The organism is Pseudoalteromonas sp. SW0106-04, assembly GCF_001293805.1.
Taxonomy (GTDB): Bacteria; Pseudomonadota; Gammaproteobacteria; order Enterobacterales; family Alteromonadaceae; genus Pseudoalteromonas; species Pseudoalteromonas ruthenica.
The window spans coordinates 57,505-75,630 of the sequence record NZ_BCAI01000006.1 but is presented as its reverse complement, the minus strand read 5'-3'; the positions used below and the strand labels follow the sequence as shown (position 1 = coordinate 75,630).

General features: G+C 47.9%; 10 protein-coding genes. 1 reads left to right on the top strand and 9 read right to left on the bottom strand.

Going from position 1 to position 18,126, the window contains the following annotated elements:
* Positions 1-63 precede the first annotated feature (63 nt).
* Complete coding sequence (gene nqrM / locus W04_RS08675; RefSeq protein ID WP_022944566.1) at positions 64-276, top strand: (Na+)-NQR maturation NqrM; 213 nt, start codon at positions 64-66, stop codon at positions 274-276.
* An 86-nt stretch (positions 277-362) separates the two neighbouring features.
* On the opposite strand, the gene W04_RS08670 is transcribed toward nqrM, so the two are convergent.
* The 9 genes from W04_RS08670 to W04_RS08630 form a co-directional block, all read right to left on the bottom strand.
* On the bottom strand, positions 363-3,038 hold the full coding sequence (locus W04_RS08670) for a TonB-dependent receptor (protein ID WP_053910635.1): 2,676 nt from the start codon (positions 3,036-3,038) through the stop codon (positions 363-365).
* Positions 3,039-3,111: 73 nt separating this feature from the next.
* Positions 3,112-4,158: a FecR family protein gene (locus W04_RS08665; protein ID WP_231658087.1), complete on the bottom strand. Its 1,047-nt coding sequence runs from the start codon at positions 4,156-4,158 to the stop codon at positions 3,112-3,114.
* A gap of 2 nt (positions 4,159-4,160) precedes the next feature.
* Entirely contained in the window at positions 4,161-4,727 is a 567-nt protein-coding gene (locus W04_RS08660; protein ID WP_053910555.1) for an RNA polymerase sigma factor, read from the bottom strand.
* A 69-nt stretch (positions 4,728-4,796) separates the two neighbouring features.
* Positions 4,797-7,544 carry a family 20 glycosylhydrolase gene (locus W04_RS08655; RefSeq protein ID WP_053910554.1) on the bottom strand — a complete coding sequence of 916 codons (2,748 nt, stop codon included), beginning with the start codon at positions 7,542-7,544 and terminating at the stop codon, positions 4,797-4,799.
* A 143-nt stretch (positions 7,545-7,687) separates the two neighbouring features.
* Positions 7,688-9,973, bottom strand: a complete 2,286-nt coding sequence (locus W04_RS08650) for a beta-N-acetylhexosaminidase (RefSeq protein WP_053910553.1) — start codon at positions 9,971-9,973, stop codon at positions 7,688-7,690.
* A gap of 83 nt (positions 9,974-10,056) precedes the next feature.
* Complete coding sequence (locus tag W04_RS08645; RefSeq protein WP_053910552.1) at positions 10,057-12,573, bottom strand: TonB-dependent siderophore receptor; 2,517 nt, start codon at positions 12,571-12,573, stop codon at positions 10,057-10,059.
* A gap of 289 nt (positions 12,574-12,862) precedes the next feature.
* A complete protein-coding gene (locus tag W04_RS08640; RefSeq protein WP_197275953.1) occupies positions 12,863-15,997 on the bottom strand; it encodes an FG-GAP-like repeat-containing protein in 3,135 nt (1,044 codons plus the stop codon).
* Positions 15,998-16,376: 379 nt separating this feature from the next.
* Positions 16,377-17,534, bottom strand: a complete 1,158-nt coding sequence (locus W04_RS08635; protein WP_053910550.1) for a glutathionylspermidine synthase family protein — start codon at positions 17,532-17,534, stop codon at positions 16,377-16,379.
* Positions 17,535-18,122, bottom strand: a complete 588-nt coding sequence (locus W04_RS08630; protein WP_022945795.1) for a DUF1190 domain-containing protein — start codon at positions 18,120-18,122, stop codon at positions 17,535-17,537.
* Between the last annotated feature and the right edge of the window lie 4 nt (positions 18,123-18,126).

Genomic DNA, 18,126 nt, shown 5'->3' with positions numbered 1-18,126 from the left:
CGGCGTATAATAGCGGGTAAGGCGTTTTGCGCCTTAACTTGTCAACTTAAAGGGGCACAGACAATGCAACTATTTCTTCTTACATTTGGCCTACTCGTCTTAGTCGTCGCGGCGATGGCCGTTGGCGTTATTGTACAACGTAAAGCCATGGCCAGTAGTTGCGGAGGTCTTGGCTCTGTCGGCATCGACAAAGCCTGTGACTGTGACGACCCGTGTGACAAACGTAAAAAACGTATGGCCAAAGAGCAAGCCTGGAAAGAGAACCAAATTATCTAAACGAGTGTTCTTTTATAATGGCCAAAAAGCGAGCTTATTAGCTCGCTTTTTTGTTGCTCTAGCAACCTCAAGTGTCGTGGCTCACCTCAAAATTCATAACTCATCGACAGTGTGATTGTGCGGCCAAAAATGGGTCTGGCGTAAAATAGCGCTTCCTGATGGCTTAAATCATCGCGGGGGTTACCCTCGGTAAGGCCTAGCGTGTTGGTTAGGTTTTTAATCTCTAATTGCACCTTTAGGTGCTCATTCAGAGCGACTTCTGAGAACAGATCCCAAGTATGATAAGCAGGCAGAGCAAAGCGGTTGGCGACATCAGAATAGCGCTCGCCAATGTACGAAAAGGTCAGTGCAGCGGTGATAGGCCCTTGACTATACTGAGGGGTTAGTCGCAGTTGTAACTCTGGCGTTCGGGTAATTTGATTGCCGTTGAATTGGCTTTGCGGCAAAGATGCAGGAATGCCGTAAAAGCCTGCATCCTGCCACACCCCAATCGCTTTTAACTGCCAGCTCGCGTTGTAGCGGTATTCATATTCAAATTCGACACCGGTTGTTTGCGTATTGATTAAAATGGCGTGCTGCGGGCTCGTTGCACCGCGATACACGGTGAATGGCAGTGGATCAAAATGAGTAGTAAATAACGCGCCACTGAAGAGCGAGTGGGCTGTTTGGTATCGCAAACCTATCTCACTAAGCGTGAGACGAATAGGTTCACCGTAATCAACTTCGCCGCGCTGATGAGCATTGCCAGTCCAGCCTAGGGCATTGCCGAAATTAATAAGCCGTGGCATTTCAAATGCATTGGCATAACGGGCAAACACAGCCATATGCTCCGCAGCCTGATAGTTCACTCCCACACTAATGGCATTGTCACTAAAGTGTTGACGCAAAGAGGTGCTGGGGCCATAATGTGAGTAAAAAAGTTGGCCGTTATCAGCTTGAGAGCGCTGGCCTTGGGCGCTGGTGCTGTCAAGTGTTAGGTGTTCGTGGCGTATCGCCGCATCAAGGCGTAGCTGCTCGGTGATGCGCCAGTCAATATTGGTGTATAAGGAGTGCGATTGTGACACTCCATGACCTTTTAAATAAACCGGCCCCGCATGCGATAAAAAGCCACTGTCGGTGAATTTATCTACAACCTGGTTATGCTCATCAATAAGCACTATATCTAGGCGCTGAGGCTGGTGTTGCACATCGGTTAGCAGCTCCCCGAGCCACTGATCTAAGGGTAGGGCGCCATAATCGCTATGGGCATAGAGATGACCCAACGTCACAGCCCAGTCCGAGTCTTGGTAACTAAGGCTAAGGTGATTGATTAATTGCGTTTGTTGGTAGCGCGAGTACAGTGGAAAGGTTGCAGTAACAAGGCCATTGTTATTAAGCGTTGAAGGGTCGGCGATTAGGCTGCCATCGCTGACCCGTTGATAGGCCAAGCTTAAGCTGTCATCTGCGGCATTGTCCCTGAACTGACTGACATCGGCCAAGGTTAAACGCTGCTCGGCGCTATTAATCGTTTGGTTGCCTAAATTCATCAAGGTGTACAGGCTATTATTGAGTAGCGCATAACGAGTGCGGTTGTCGATGGCTAGGTGTGTTGATAGCGGTGCATTAAACAGCACGGTGTAGCTGTTCATACGCGTTTGCTGCGCATCCTCTAAATCATGGGATGTTGTCCCTTCGGGGGTAGAAAAGTTCAGTAATTGCATATCCTTACTGAGTAGGGTGCCGTAGTCATGGGGCAGGCTCGATAAGGCCTCAATCCCGTGGTGATTTTGCATCACTAAGGGAGCGTAAAAGCTGGTGTTGTCTTGCAAGTGTTTGTAAATAACATCGAGCTCAAAGGCATCGGTTCGCAAGCTCAGGCGAGCGCTTAATTGCCCGCCTAAGTCACTGATAAACCCCGGTTCGCGAATGCCATCAGAGAAGCGGTAAAAGCCACCCACTGTATAAAATAACCGCTCGTTGATGGGGCCACTGGCAACCCCATCCAGACGCGAGTAGTCATAATTTAGACCCTGGCTGAGTTTGAGCAGTTGCAACGGCGTATGTGAGCCGCGTCGGCCAATATAGTTAACCATCGCTGCTGGCCCATTAAGGGTGAAAATCCCACTACTGCCACCGCGCACTGCTTCGATTCGTTGATGGGTTAAGTCTGGACGTAAAAAAAAGTCACTCCATATGCCGTCGTAGGTCATGGGCAGACCATCTTCCATCAAGCTAATAAAGCGAAACCCTTCGCCGCCCCTTAGCCCTCGTGGCGAAACATTGTTATTGGTTTCGCCGCCTGAGTCCTCGACCCAAAACCCGGTGACGTTTTTGAGCACTTCAGCACTGGAGTAGGGCGTGCGTTGCCTCAGTTCTAAATTAGATAACTGGGTAATGGCGATGGATGAATTGAGTATATTGCGGCGCTGACCACTGACGCCGGTGACAATAATGCGCTCAAAATCGCCCTTGGGTGTTGCTTCACTTGCCGCAGTAATAACAATACGGCGCTCGCTCACGTCCAAGGCATATTCATAGTGCGTGTCACGGAGACTGAGGTTTAAAACATGCTCTAGGCTGTATCGTCCATTAAGGGCCGCTAGGGGGGGCGATTGCTCAATCGCTGCGGCATTAAGCTGCCAGTTGCTCTGTGCAGCAATATCCAGCAAGCGCTGCTGCAGTGTCGCTTCAGGCAGCGCAAACGAATGTTCGCTTTGGGCATAAGTACAGCTACTAAATAATATTAACCATGGCAGAGCGATGGCTAATAACCTTAATAACATGGCGGGTTCAGCTTTATTTTTATTGTTTGAATTTTGTACCACACTTTGGCTGTGGTCACTATGCCACTTTTAGCTAATTCGCCACCAAGGTCACTTTATCACCGCTGCGCAATACCTTAATGGGGTAAAGCTGTTGCAGACTCGTTAGCCACGCTTCGATTTCAGTCGTTAAAAAAGTGCCTGTATACACTAAGTGCTTTAACTTTTCGTCGCTGATTGTGATGTCCATTTGGCTATAGCGGGCGACATCATGGAGTACATCACCTAAGCGAGCATTATGATAAATTAAGTGACCTTGTTGCCAAGCCATTTGGGTGCCTTTTCCCTGTGCCTGCCTGCGAGTAATATTGCCATCTGTGGCCACTTCTGCGGCTTGTCCTGCCGTTAATTCAATGGCGTGTTGTTGCGCTAGGGCAACTCGTCCTTCTAATACATCAACACGCACTGAGTCAGGGTTGGCGCGGACGTTAAAAATAGTGCCTAACGCCTCTACCTGGCTTTGTTGGTAACGTACAATAAATGGTCGCGCCGGGTCCTTGCTGACATTGAAAAGCGCTTCCCCTTGATATAGCAATAACTCTCTCGTGCTATCGCTATAACGCACGGCGAGCTGGGTGTTGGCACCTAAGGTGACCTGCGAATTATCATCCAAGGTCACGGTTTTATGCTCGCTCACCGGGGTGTGGAAAAACTCGCTGTACACCTTGCTACTGGGTATGGCGGGACTGTTAACGATTTGTCGTGGCGCCGGGGAGCTGGGCGGCCACAGCATCAGGGTGCTCACAAGCACAAAGGACGCTGCTAAGGCTGCGTACCAAAGCGCAGCTGGTTTTTTTTGCTTGCGCTTGGTTGCGGGCTCGGCGTCAAGGTGAGCAAGCTGACTGTCAACAAACGCTGTGTCGAGTTGTGTCGACAATGCCCACAGTTTGTTTACCTTAGTAAAGGTTTCACGGTGGCGGGCACTTTGGGCAAGCCACAGGGTAAGCGCCTCAGGGTATAGGCTTTCGTTGTCATGAGCCAGTTGCTGCTCATGGAGCGTCAGTAGCCACTGTGTGGCTTGTTGCTCGATGACAGTTTCATCATCACCGGGAAGGGTCATATCAATATCCTTTCTGCTCATGCTTAAAGCTCATGCTCAAGTTGTTGGTAGCAATGACGAACTGCACGTAGAACGTATTTTCTCACCATACTGGTCGATATTTGCAGGGTCAACGCGATCTCCTCATAGCTTTGTCCGCGCATTTTATATAACAAAAAGGCCAAGCGGCACTTGTCTGGAAGGCTCGCGAGGGCTTTTTCCATTTCTTTGAGTAATTCGTGATTATGATGGTTTTGCTCCGGTCCCGTTGGCGCACACAGCTTAGGTAATTCATCACTGTCACTAACATAGTGATCAAAGGGGCTGCGAGCCTTACGCCTAAGCTTATCAATGGCCAGGTTAGTGGCTATTTTATATAGGTAAGCGGCTATATAGCTGCTTACCTTCTCTTGCTCTAGACCCAGCAGCTTAACAAAAGCTTCTTGGGCAATGTCTTCGGCTTCACGCTTATCCAGCCCCTTGGCCATAATGTGGCGGATGAGCTTGCGTTGCTGCTTTAAAAACAGTTGCTCTACTTGCTGACGTCTATCTGATTCATAGCTACTTTCGCTGTTCGCCGCTTTGCGCTTAAACGATAATAAAGATGGCATGGTTACGCATCCTGCTATTCCTTTTATTTAGCGTACAGCGAGCCTTAAGCGTAGGCTCGCCGCCTTGATTTACTCGGACAATGTGGCCACTCGACTCACTCGTCCAGAGTCACTCACAGTGCGTAATTGTACTGATGCCGAGGTGGTAAGTGGGACTGGCTGTTGGTAGTGATGCCAGGTCGCACCTTGATCTAAGGAGTACTCGGTATTCATCCCTGCAAAGCGAGTATTGACCACCAGCTTTCCGTTTTCTATGGCGCCACCGGGCAAGGGGATGCGGTAGTTTACGCCATGCTGATGGGGTATTTGACCATAAATGTCGACCACTTGGTAATAGTCTAATAGTGGTAGAGCGTGCTGTCCCAAGGTGTTCGCAAAAGTGTCCCAGGCCTGTTGTGTTGCTAAGCCTTCAGCGGGCATGGTTTGTACCCAAGCGCGCTCGGCGGCTCCGAGTAACTTCGGAAAGGTCATGTAATCAAGGATCTCAGGGGATTTTTGATTTTCACCAAAAAGTTGCGCCTGAATGCCATCAATATTTTGTTTACCCGTGGCGCTCAATGGCAGCCAATTTTCTCCCCAAGGGACCGGGTTACCGAGCTTATCAGACTCGGCATTGGCATAGATATTAAAGGGGCGATAGGTAAAGGTTTTTTTGGTATCCGTATAGCCCGCCCAATGATAACCCACCTCGTCCGGGTGCTTATTATAGGCTAAATCGAGATACATATTCGTGGCATGCGCGAGCACCACTTTATAACCTTGATTGGCAAATTTATAGGCTTGATGCTCGTTGCCCCAGCCCCAAACATTATTCCAAAACACCGGGTATATGTCGCCATAATCGACGTTGCCGGTGCCGTTATGAGAAAGCACATCGCCCCAGGTAGCCATATCAAAGCCATGGCTATTAATGATGTCTTTCCAGCGCGTGAAAAAGTAGTCAAATAGTTCGGCGTCGGTTTTTCCTGCTGTTGCTGGGTTCGCCTGCACGGCCGGGGATTTGGCCCACCATTCATTTGCGCCTAAATGCGGCAGTTCATCGCCACCGCCGTGTAAGCGCGTGCGCTTGGCATCGGGCACCGCATCGTACATAGCGCGAGTCTCTCTGACCACATGGTTGAGAAAAGTGAAGGTGCCCTCTAGCGCTGGGTTGATAAAATTGTCGGTGTAAAACTGCGGAGTGTAGTATTGAGACTCATCGAGTGGGTCAATCAATCGGTATTGATTGGCGGCAATCGGATCGGTGTCTTTGTATTTGTTATATCTGTATTCCATGGCTTTGATGGCGGCACGAGCATGGGCGGGGAAGTCATACTCAATAATGACATCAATATGGCGGTCTGCCGCGTATTGTAGAATCTCTTGAAACTCTGCAACGCTATAATAACCCCAGCCTTTACCAAGGAAGTTTTGCTGAGCTATTTCAAACCCTTGGAACTGTGGCTCGGTGCCTAAGTTAGCCGCTACTTTATCGGCTGGTTTGTTGTCGATGCCGTCACCGGGCGCAAATTCATTGGCTGCGCCCATAAAGGTATGCAACATCGTGTTCTCTTCAAGGTCGTGCCCGCGCTTGGCACCAAACTCAGTGAGCTCCGGCAGCCCAGGTATTTCTAAGCGCCATCCCTCGTCATTAGCAACATTAATCTCGAATTTATTGAGCTTATAAAATGCCATTAAATCCAATAGTTTAAAAACAGTTTCAAGTGATTGAAAGTTACGCGAGACATCGAGCATCATGCCTCGATAAGCAAAGCGAGGGGCATCTAAAATCGTGCTTGCTGGCAGCACTGCATTATCAGCCAAGGTATTTGAATTAACAGCGTTTTTATATACGGATGTAGGAATTAATTGGCGCAAAGTTTGGATGGCGTAAAACACCCCTTGAGCATCGCGACCGGTGATAGTAATACCGGAAAATGCATCTATCTCAAGGCGATAACCGCCGGCATCCGGTTGGCCATCGTTGTTGGTATCGAGCTGAGCATCTAGTTGCAAAGTGATATGGTTCGGGCCATTTTGCGCAGCGCCATTAATGGCAAAAGAACCACTGAGAATGTCGCCGAGCGCCGTTTGTAAATAGGCCGCTTCCGTGGCCAAGGCGGAGGGCGCCGAGATGCCCGTTAATTGGCTCATTAGGGTGAGAAACTCATCGTTTTTATGCTCGACGGAATAAGGCTGTGGCACTAACTGATGTTGCAAGGCTAAGGGAGTGAGCGCTGTGGTGTTCTCTGTAAATCGCAGTGCCGTGGTTTGCACTGGCATAGTGTCATTGCTAGCTTGAGTGGTTTGCTTCGGATCGCTGGGGTCCATGGTGACATTCACCAGCACAGCCTGAGGCGTTTGTCCGTCATAACTGATATGAAAGCCAGAAGGCGAGTCGTTTTTAAGCATTTGCCAGTACTGAGCGATTATCTCTATCTCTCGCGACTGCCCAGGTTGAATGGGCACAAAGCCAGGTTGCGGCTTTAACACAAAGTAATCGCCGCTTTTGGCGACATCGGCATTATCCAAACTGAGGTTTTGCGCCGCTATATGCTGACGCGCATAATCGCCATTAGCATCACCGCTTGGTAACACACTGGCTGGGGGGCGCACTGAGCTGAAATACAGTGCCCATCCAGAGTCTGAAAGTGGCTCCGTGCCGTTATTAGTGATGGTTAAACTGCCGAGAAAGATATTCTCGCCAATTCCGTGATCGACCACTTGCCAGTGTAAATCGAGGTTATCAGGATGGGGCTGAGCAACGGCTAACTGGCTCGCGCTTAATAAGCTCAAACCTGCCAATGCGAGTGTGAATTTAGATAGTTTTGCAACCATGAGGGCTCCTAAGACGTTGTTATTATGTAGTGAGAGCGAGTACCGCAAGTGGCTCTATTGCTATAAACGTCTTAGCGTTAAGGTTTGGGAATAAAAAATGGCAATAAGCCCTAAATACGTATTTAGTACTAGGGCTTAAAAGGTTAATACACCGCTATTTCATCAATGTATAAAGGCAATTTGGGGATTTGTATATCCTGAGATTGCTTACTATTGATGGCACTCACTTTGAGGTAGCGTACACGCGTGGCCGCAAAAGAGAGAGTCGACATGGGCCCGGGAGGTTGCTGAATGTGGGCCAGCGGTTGCCAGTTTTTGTTATCGTTAGAGCCCCATACCTTGATGCTCGTTGGCGGATGCAGTTGTCGGTGACGACCGCTGTTATAACCTATTTCCACGCGCTCGACTAAGGTTGGGCTGTCTAAATCGATGACCGCTTCAAGGTCGCTATCATAAAAAATGGCGTAGTCATTGACGCTATAAAATTGATCATAGGCGAACTGACCGTCTTGCAGTTTAGTGGCAGAGCCTTCTGCTGGCGGATAGCTAAAGCTTATTTTTTTCCCCAATGCGAGGTGCGGCGCTAAGGTAAGCTGTGCGTCTCCTACTAGTTGCCCGAGCGGCTTTGCAAAACTACGCGCGCGCACGCGCGTGCGCTCGCTGACAATAATAGGTTGCTGATAACGTAACGAGGTGAGTGTCGGCTCGCTGCCATCGAGGGTGTAGTAAATCTCGGTGCCTTCGATATCAGTGCGCATGGATACCTGTAGTTGCTCGCCTTTTATCGTGCTGCTGATGGTGGGGTTGTAGGCGCTGGTGGCGGCATTTATATGCATTTTTTGGTAGCGCTGCATTAGTTTGGGTAAGCGCTGTTGGCTATATTCAGACCACGACTTATCTGCTTTTGCAGACCATAAGGTTTCGGCCAACGCACTTAAGCGCGGAAAAACCATATACTCGGCGTGGCGCGGTGTTTTTATATACTCCGTCCATAAAGCACCTTGCGCACCAATGATGAGCTCTTGCTGCTCGGGGCTCAGATGGCTGGGCTGGGGCTCATAATGATAAACGTTTTTGAGTGTGGAAAGGCCATGAATGGCCTTGGGCTCATCGAGGTTACGCGATTGATAAGCGTCAAAGTATATATACTGATAGGGGCTCATTACCACTTGATGGCCTAGTTTGGCAGCGGCTATCCCTCCTTGCGTTCCGCGCCAAGACATCACCACAGCCCCCTCTGCGACACCCCCTTCTAAAATTTCGTCCCAGCCAATCACTGTTTTGCCCTGCGCTTGAACAATACTGGCGACACGCTTTATAAAATAGCTTTGTACTTGCTCAGGCGTGTTGAGCTGGTGTTCACGCATGAGCTGCTTTACAAAGGGGCTGGCGAGCCATTGCTTTTTAATGACTTCATCGCCGCCAATGTGAATATATTGGCTAGGGAAAAGCTCGGCCACCTCTTTATACACTGTGCTTAAAAATGCAAATACATCCTCTCGGGGGCAAAGTACGTCCTCAAAAATACCAAATTGGGGTTGTACTTTGACCGGCTGTTGATGACAAGAGAGCTCCGGGTAAGCGGTCAGCAAGGCACTAGTGTGCCCGGGAATATCAATCTCTGGTATTACCTCAATATGGCGGGCCTGTGCATAGGCTATCACTTCTTTTATCTGTGCTTGGGTGTAAAAGCCAGAAACGGGTTGCTGATCAAACAGCGGTTGATAGTCATAGGTATGACCGACCACTGTATGTGAGCGAGTGGCGCCAATTTCAGTTAATTTCGGATAGGCATCAATGGCAATGCGCCAGCCTTGGTCATCGGTTAAATGCCATTGAAAGACATTAAATTTATGCATAGCTAACCAATCGATGTAGCGCTTTACAAAATCGACATCGAAGAAATGGCGGCTTACATCTAAGTGCATACCACGGTATTTAAAGCGCGGCTGATCGTTAATGGTCACTTGGGGGATAGCCCAACTGGCTTGGTTTATAGGCATGCGCGATTCTATCTCTGCAGGGAGCAATTGCCGCAATGATTGCACCGCCCAAAATAGTCCCGTTGGCGTTTGCGCGCTTATTTTTATGCTGTGTGCACTCACTGCTAGTCGGTATTGCTCCTCGGCAAGCGCACTATCCACAAGATGCAGCGTGATGACGTTTCTTTGGCTACGCGTTTGCTTGGTTACAGGAAGTAAATAGCCTGTGGGCGGGCGTAAAAACTCTGCCAAATACTCAGCGACCGGCTTAGCATCGGGGTGATTGAAGCTTATTTCGGTCTCCTGAGTGAGCTCAAACTGGCCTTGTGCATAGGCTATATGATGGGGTTTTGGGGTGATATCAGCATACGCTAGTTGGCAGCTGAACAATAACGCGAATGCCACCAAGGTGCTGGATAAGTAGTAAGAAAGAGTACTGTCATTCATAGTCAATTCCTGAGAAAAGCCCGCAACAGCGGGCTTGGGTGTACTAATTGGCACTGGGCAAAGCGCTAATTAGTAGGGGAATATTAAAAGTTAAGCGTTAATGAGGCACTCACTGTGCGCCCCAGAATCGGCCTGGCGTAGTAATAGTCATAGCCCGCTTGAACATCGTTCACGGCACGTGGATTGCCTTCGGTTAGACCTAGCTCGTCGGTGAGGTTTGTGGCTTTAACATGCAACGCAGCGGTGTCGTTAAAGCGGTAGTTAACGCCCATATCCACGGTGGTATAGTCGGGAAGAACAAACTTATTTTCGCCATCGGAATAACGCTCACCTAAGTGGTGGATGGTTAAGTACACATCGCCATCGTCAAAATAATAGGTTGGGGTGAGTCGTAGTTGCACCTTCGGAGTGCGCTTAACCTGTTTACCCTGCCAATGTGCAAAGGCGCCCGTGAAGCCCTCCATTTTTGGATCTTGTACCACCCCGGTTAAGGTCAGCTGGACATCATCCAAGGCTTGCCATACGGCCTCGAATTCGACGCCATCGGTAATAGTGTCAATTACTTGATTAGCGACTTGGCCATCACTGCCGGTAAAGTTACGTTCAACTAAGTCATTAAATTTAGTGCGGAATAAGGTAACAGAAGCGCCCAAGTCCGCACCCGAGTAGCGGGCCCCAAGCTCGCCAAAGGTCAGGTTTACACTGTCGTTAAAGTCTGCCTCGCTTTGGGCATGAATATTCTGACCAAAGCTCATTAAGCGCGGCATTTCAAAGGCATCAGCATAACGACCAAAGGTCGATACACTCTCAGAGAGGCGGTAATTGAAACCGACGGTCCAGGCTGTCTCGGTTTCACTGCGGGTTTTCGATAAGAATTGCTGCGAAGGTGTATCAACGTAGTTATTAGCTAGGTTGTTGTCGGTATCGTTGCCATTGTCGTCAAATGCACCGTCTACCGGCTGTGCAAACTCGGTGCCCGACGCAGTACTATCAAGCTCTAGCCACTCGAGGCGAAGGCCGCCGTCTATACGCAGCTTATCCGTGACCTGAAATTGTTCATTGATAAAGAAAGAATGCGAGGTACTGGTGCCAAAAGCGGTCGCTTGACCCCATCCGGGTGCATACCCTGTGGAGCCTCTATCGGTGAGTTGACCCACCACCTGCTGGTTATTGTCTACGGCTACGATATCGAGCAACCGGGCGTTGTCTTTTACCTCGGTAAGGAACTGTGATTGCCACTGATCAACTGGCAGTGCATCGGCATCAACATAAGCAAATAGCCAACCCATAGTCACTGTATGTTGGTCGCCCTCATAGGTAAAGCTCAGCTTATTTACGAACTGTTCGGCTTGGTATTGTGAGTACAAAGGGTAGCTTGTGGTGACCAAACCATTGCCATTGAGATTACTGACATCTGTCAGTAGTTCACCGTTATCCACGTAACGATATCGCGCTGTAACAGCGCCCTCATCGGCAAATTGTGTCAACATTGCGGTGACATCTTGCTGGCCTAGGCGCTCGTTGGCATTGATTAGTGTGGAGTTATCAAAGTTCAGCAGGATATACATGTCATTCTCAAAGCGAGAGTAACGCCCGGCGGTGTCGAGTAGCCAGCGATCGTTGAGCTCCCAATCCAGGTTATATCCTAAAGTGGAGAACTTAGTATGTTGTCCATCTTTGAGGTCTCGGGTTTGATAGCTGCCATCTTGTTGCAAGTACTGTAACAGCCGCTGGCCATTACCTATTAAGGTGCCATGTTGCGGGTCGACACCAGGGATGCCCTCGGGATCATCTTGGTTTTGCAGGGGGATCGGCACAAAGAAAGTGGTGTGATCGTTTAAATGCTTGGCAGATAAAGTTAACTGACCTTTATCAAACTCTCGGACTAAACTCATGCGCAGCTGGCCGCCATGATCTGCCGTAAATTCGGTATCTCTGACTCCGTTTGAGCGTCGATAAAAACCGCCCAACGACATTTTCCAATCATCGCTAATAGGGGTGCCGTAAAAGAACTCACTGCGGTACATGCCATAGTCGGCGGTGGTTAAGCGAATGGTGGCTTCTTCAATGCTATCGGGTTTGCGGGTAATAAAGTTCACCAAGGCTGCTGGACCATTGGTGGTTAGCAAGCCCGAGGTGCCACCGCGAACCGCTTCCATATGTTCGATTGTAATGTCTTGGCGCTGATAAAAATCGACCCAGACGCCGTCGTAGACCACCGGTAGCCCATCTTCTTCCACGCCTATGTAGCGAAACCCTTCGCCGCCGCGAAGACCCCTTGGAGCAACGTTATTGTTGGTTTCACCACCAGAGTCTTCAACCCAAAACCCGGGAACGGTTTCCAGTAAGTCTGCCGTGCCCAGTGGTGCTTCGCGGGCGAGATCTTCGGCGCTCAAGGTGGTGATAGACACCGATGACTCAAGCTTAGTTTGCCCACGTCCGCCACTCCCTGTGACCACAATGCGCTCAAGGTCGAGCAACTGCTTTTTATCGGATTGTTGTTGTGATTCTGTAGCGGCGAACGCTTGGCTACTGGAAAGTACACTGCTTATAGCAAGCGCAATAAGGTGTTTTTTATACTGAAGTGTGTGCTGGTTCATTTTGGCCCCTTCGTTTTTATTATGAGCAAAACCAATAGTTTTTGGCTTTGTAAATCTATTAACGAACGAGGGCGGCGTTTTAGGAATGTGATTTACGCAGTTATCTCGATTGACGATCGAATGCTTGAAAGGATAAGAGCGTTACACTCAGCTGAATTGGCAGTTTGTTATATGCGGATGTGGATAATAAGTGGGATAGGGGTTCATACTAGATAGGATCTAGCATCTTAGTAGATGCAGTGGCTATATCGTTTTTGAACATATAGCCACTGAGATAAAAGCCTTCGTTTTATCTTTGAACTGGTGCTTGCACGCTCTTAATCAACGTTTTCTTAGGGTTGCGTCTGAACAATAGCGTGCCCATCATAAGCAGTGATAGTAATGATAGCGCTCCACCGCTTCCCTCTTGTTTATCCTGATCGGGAACCGCTTGACCAACGACCTCAAAGGTCACCGTCTGCACTTGAGAATACTGTGCTCCATCATATACGCGATAGCTCACTTGATCTTGGTAAGATACTTTACCTTGCGGCTCATAGGTAAATAGGCCTGTATCTTGCTCAAATTCGAACTTACCTTTTGACGGAGGAGTAACTACCTCGTAAGTCATGGGATCATTATCAGCGTCGGTGGCTAAGAATTTGCCGCTTAGCGTACTGCTGTAGTAGGTGTCAACACTGGCGGTTTGTCCCTCAGGAGCGGTGTTACTGAAGTGAATAGTTGCCACGGCGGCTTCTGTGGATTCCAAGCCGTCAGTAACAGTAAAGTTAAAGCTAATAGGCTCTAAACTATTATCGCTCGACACGTAGCTAACTTTTCCTAAGCTATCATTCAGTAACGTTAACTCACCCTCATGAGGCACAGTGGTCAGAGAATAAAGCAGGGCGTCACCATCTGCATCTTGTGCAGCAATATGAAACGTACTTTCGCCACGCCAGTGCATGGTGAATGTTTGATCACTTGTTTGTGGCTTTTGATTAACTAGCTCAATGGTAATGATTGCTTCATTAGACTCTATACCACCTAAAATTGCTATAAAGCTAAAGTTATCCTCACCAATAAAGTCTCCATCGGGCGTATAGGTAATAAGCCCCTCAGTGCGATCCTCGAAGGTCACATCACCATGTTTAGGTGGCTTTAACACGAAAAATTCCACTTCCTGATCTGTGGTTGCAGTTAAGCTCGTGGTGACACTTTGTTTTGCATGAGTAGACATACTTTGCCCGAGTGCTTCTAGATTGGTATTTGATGTGGGTGTTTGCAATAGCGTTAACATGTCTCCCCCAACCAGATAACGGGACTTACCTTCAAATTCAAAATATGAGACATGGTGTGGATTAGAAACTGGGTGACGCCATTTAATTTCACTGTTCGTTAAATCAAAAAGACCAATGTGATCACTACAGCTAAATGCAACTTTAGTATTGGAAATGGTAGAAAGGTAATCGATAGGTTGAGTGCAAAGGTTACTGATTACTGTGGTGCTAAGACCCATATTTACAGCAAGTATTTGGCCCTGCTCATCTCCAATTAAAAGGCTCTCACTTTCTTGATATATGCCTTTGGCCAAGGCTGTAAAACCTTGCTCTTGGCTTGTTTTTAAGACTCCCGTAGTAACATCAAAAATATGCACTTTGCCGTCCAATATAGCGACAACATCAGTGTTACCGTCTTTATTATAATCATAAACTTCGATGTGCTCGATATCTGTCCAGTTATTTCCTAGCGATGGGGATGTTTGCTCTACTTCGCCGTTCACACCATTGATTACGTATATAAAACGCCCAGGAGAGCCGGTATGCGCGATCCCACCTGAGGTAATTATTTCGATTTGGCCATCGTTATCTATATCAGCGGTTGTAACGGCGTGAAGAGGCGACCCCCTATCAAGCGTTTTGGTGAATTCGAGTTCACCGTTTTGACCATTGAGAACGTAAAGTGCACCATCATAAAGCGTGTCGGTTACAACAAGTATCTCATTGGTATTGTCTCCATCAATATCAGCAATGCTTAGGTCATGTAGCCCGGTCACAGCTTGGCCTCCAAATGGAGATTGTTCAGTGGTGGACCATTCAAGTTCATATGTACTAGCGTTAAATACATAAATAACACCATCATCATAACCACTGTTGGACTTGTTAGAGATTGCTATGATTTCTAACTCTCCATCACTGTCCACGTCTGCGATATCATAGGCGTTGAATGGGCCAGAGATATCTTTAGTTTTAGCTTCTCTGTGTTTTGCCTCTAAGTCATAAACGTAGAGGTGATCTGACCCCGAAGATGAATAGCCTGCGCCCCAAAATATTTCCAGTTCAGAGTCATTATCAAGGTCGCTGATCATAATGTTGGTAACACCGTGGTCAGGATTGGCAAGGGACCACAAGCGTTCTCCTGATGCTGCATCTAGCGCATGAATACTGCCCCATTGACCATCACCATATAGCAATTCTTTCTTACCATCGCCATCGATATCAAAAGTGAGTAATGCATCAATATCTAAGTCAGCTTTATAAGACCAAATCTTGGACTGGCTATCGATATCAAAAGCTTGGATGTCGTACCAAGATTTAGCCGTAATGAGTTCGTCACTGCTGTCCTCATCCAAATTGACAGTAGTAAGGTGGCGACCAAATGGCTCACCATAGGACCAAATTAATTGCTCAGTTTGCTCTGATAGCTGATAAACATGACCGCTGCCAAAGGCAATTTCCAGAGCTCCACCTGCGACAAATTGGCCAACGGCTGCGTGCTCTCCGCCAAAGCTATAACTGGCAATCAACTCTTTAGTACTAATGTTAAATATGTTTGTTTGATCTGTGCTAACAGCAATTAATTCGTCACTGCCGTTATTATCAATATCAGCTAACAACAACTGCTGAGCTGATTTTGTAGTTAAGCTCTCGGTCCAAATTTGTGCTGAGAGGTTGTACGACCATATGCCGTCGTCTGTACTAATAAAAAGTAAGTGATTGTCAGAGGATTGATCAAAGGCACCCACTAGGTCAATCACGCCTGCAGAGTTAAGTGTTTTTTCCTGATGGCTTATGACGTATTGATTATCTTTGAACTCCACGATGGAAATTTTGGTGCTTGCACCAAAACCGTCGCCACTAGCAAACGCTAAATTCTGTTTGTCGTTGCCATCGAAGTCACCAGAGTAAAAGCCAGAAGCTCCGATTCCTGAGCCATAGGTATAAAAACCCCACACTTGGGATAATGTATTTTCTATATCACTATTGGTGGCCGTGATTTTATCTGCCTGTAATGCATTACTAAAAGCTCTTTCCTGTTTGTCCTGAAACAACTCTTGTGACAGCTGCTTACGCTCATAATTTATGAGCTGGTCATTATTTTTTACATTCAGGCCTTGGGCGTTTGTGGCGGTATCTATCGCAGCGTAGGCTCCATAACTATTGATCAAGCTGAAGCTCAAAGTTGATACCAAGGCGGTGAGAACATTTATTTTAGTTGGTCTGAATATCACTGCAAATATCTTCCATTCTATGCTTAGTGGGAGTGGGGTTATAACTACGACAAGCCAATGAAGCTAGTTTAAAGAGCGTGAGCTGAGTGAAATTAGCACTCGGCTAGATACGTAAGTTAAATCTATAAATTCAATTAACAGCTTGCCGGTATTTCTATTTATTCCAAAGGGCAGGGGGGATCTTCACTTGGTGGGTAAATATTACTTTAACCACAGCAAAAACTCCTTGTAAGTAAGTCATACTAGTCCCTAGTTCATACTGTATTCATAAAATCGGCACTGATTGTACCGACATATGAAATAAAGTGAAGAGTAATTACCCTAAAATAGTATGAGGGACGAACCGAGAGGTATCTTTGGTGATGGGGCCGTCATCTTCGCGAATAGTGAGGCCGCAACTTTGGTGCCCGACGACCCAAGAGCCGATTAAGGTGTGATTACCAGCAAACACGGGTAAGGGTGCTAACGCTTGAGTAATAAAGCCTTCGCTACCGTAACTGCCGCTTTGGTGCACACGGCCCTTATCTGGGTGCACCCAAGTAATGTTTTCACCTTCGCGGCTAAACAGGGGTTTATTGACAAAGCCTTGCTCCAGCCCATCGCCTTCTTCACCGCTAAAGTAGGCGGCTAGGAGATTCGGGTGGCCGGGAAACATTTGCCACAGCAGCGGTAATATGGCTTTATTCGATAACACTGCCTTCCAAGGCGGTTCGAAAAACAGGGTGTCGGTGCTGAGCACATGGGGAGCAAAGTCGTCATGCAGCAACTCTTCCCAAGGGTAAAGTTTAAAGAGTTGCGCGATAGGAGCATGTTCTAGGTCAGTGAGCTGGCCGTGCTCATCAACGCCAATATCTTCAATAGCCATGCGTGCCGTGGGCATACCTGCTTGATAGGCACAGTCCTGTAAATAACTGACGGTGCCTTTATCTTCAATTGAGTCACGACTGTGGACAAAGTGCAGCAATTCGCGGTTAGAGAAGAAGTTAAAACGCTCAATAAGCGCCTCTTGAATACTGTTGAATTGATCACTTTGCCGTGGCAGTTTGCCTCTATCTACTTGTTGTTCCAGCCACAGCCATTGGAAAAAACCCGCTTCATAGATGGAGGTGGGGGTATCGGCGTTGTACTCCAGTAATTTCGCAGGGCCGTTGCCGTGGTAACTAAAGTCCATACGGCCATATAAGCTAGGCTCTTTGTTGTTCCAACTGGTGGCGATAAAGTCCCAATACTGCTCGGGCAAAGCGAATTTGCGCAGCCAATACTCGTCACGCACAACTTTGTCGACCAACTGCAAGCACATTTGCTCCAGTTCATTGGTCGGTTGCTCTAAGTCGTTCTCAATTTGCTCTAGAGTGAATTGGTAATAAGCGCTTTCATCCCAGTACTTTTCACCATCAATGCGGCAAAAGTCAAAGCCGAAATAATCGGCCTGAGCGGCTAAATCCGGCCGCTCAGCAATAGGGTGGCGAAACATTTAACCACCAAAGCTACGTGATGAAGCGCGGCGGCCAAAGCCTCCTCGGCTGCGAGTAACGCGCTTGGGCTTAGACGCGTATTTAACTTTAGACTTTTTCACCATCGTGGTGCCGCGATTGTTGACTGAGCCAATGTAATCATTGTTGGCATTGCGAAAGCTGAAAAAGTCATCGCGTGAGCGATAAAGGGGCTTCGCACCTGAGTAGTAATTCCCCCCTAAAAACGCGTATTTTTTGCGTTTTTTCTTCTTCTTCATAAGGTCTAAGCCTTCATCCACCGCCTCAGCGACGGCGGCAATCATAAAGCCAGCCATAATGGGTCGCCAAATACTGCCTTCTTGCTCACAGCGCTCAAACCCGAAGTCATTTTCACAGAGGTTTTCATTGGCGTACTTTGGCGCTTCAATATCGTGATTAGCTAAGGCCTGTTGGTATTGTGCTTGGCATACATCGCGTTCGACACCAAAGTCGGTGCAATCATCTACATCGGTAAATAATAGTGCTGGTTCTTCAGGGTCGGTGCAGCCACTGAGTCCGGCACTGGCACCGAGCATAAGTGTCAGTTTAAGTTTGTTAGTACGTTTCATTGCC

What these genes read in the sequence shown, in the direction of transcription:
- W04_RS08665 (WP_231658087.1), bottom strand. Translation starts at nt 4,158, where the DNA reads ATGAGCAGAAAGGATATTGATATGACCCTTCCCGGTGATGATGAAACT.
- W04_RS08660 (WP_053910555.1), bottom strand. Translation starts at nt 4,727, where the DNA reads ATGCCATCTTTATTATCGTTTAAGCGCAAAGCGGCGAACAGCGAAAGT.
- W04_RS08655 (WP_053910554.1), bottom strand. Translation starts at nt 7,544, where the DNA reads ATGGTTGCAAAACTATCTAAATTCACACTCGCATTGGCAGGTTTGAGC.
- nqrM (WP_022944566.1), top strand. Translation starts at nt 64, where the DNA reads ATGCAACTATTTCTTCTTACATTTGGCCTACTCGTCTTAGTCGTCGCG.
- W04_RS08645 (WP_053910552.1), bottom strand. Translation starts at nt 12,573, where the DNA reads ATGAACCAGCACACACTTCAGTATAAAAAACACCTTATTGCGCTTGCT.
- W04_RS08670 (WP_053910635.1), bottom strand. Translation starts at nt 3,038, where the DNA reads ATGTTATTAAGGTTATTAGCCATCGCTCTGCCATGGTTAATATTATTT.
- W04_RS08650 (WP_053910553.1), bottom strand. Translation starts at nt 9,973, where the DNA reads ATGAATGACAGTACTCTTTCTTACTACTTATCCAGCACCTTGGTGGCA.
- W04_RS08635 (WP_053910550.1), bottom strand. Translation starts at nt 17,534, where the DNA reads ATGTTTCGCCACCCTATTGCTGAGCGGCCGGATTTAGCCGCTCAGGCC.
- W04_RS08630 (WP_022945795.1), bottom strand. Translation starts at nt 18,122, where the DNA reads ATGAAACGTACTAACAAACTTAAACTGACACTTATGCTCGGTGCCAGT.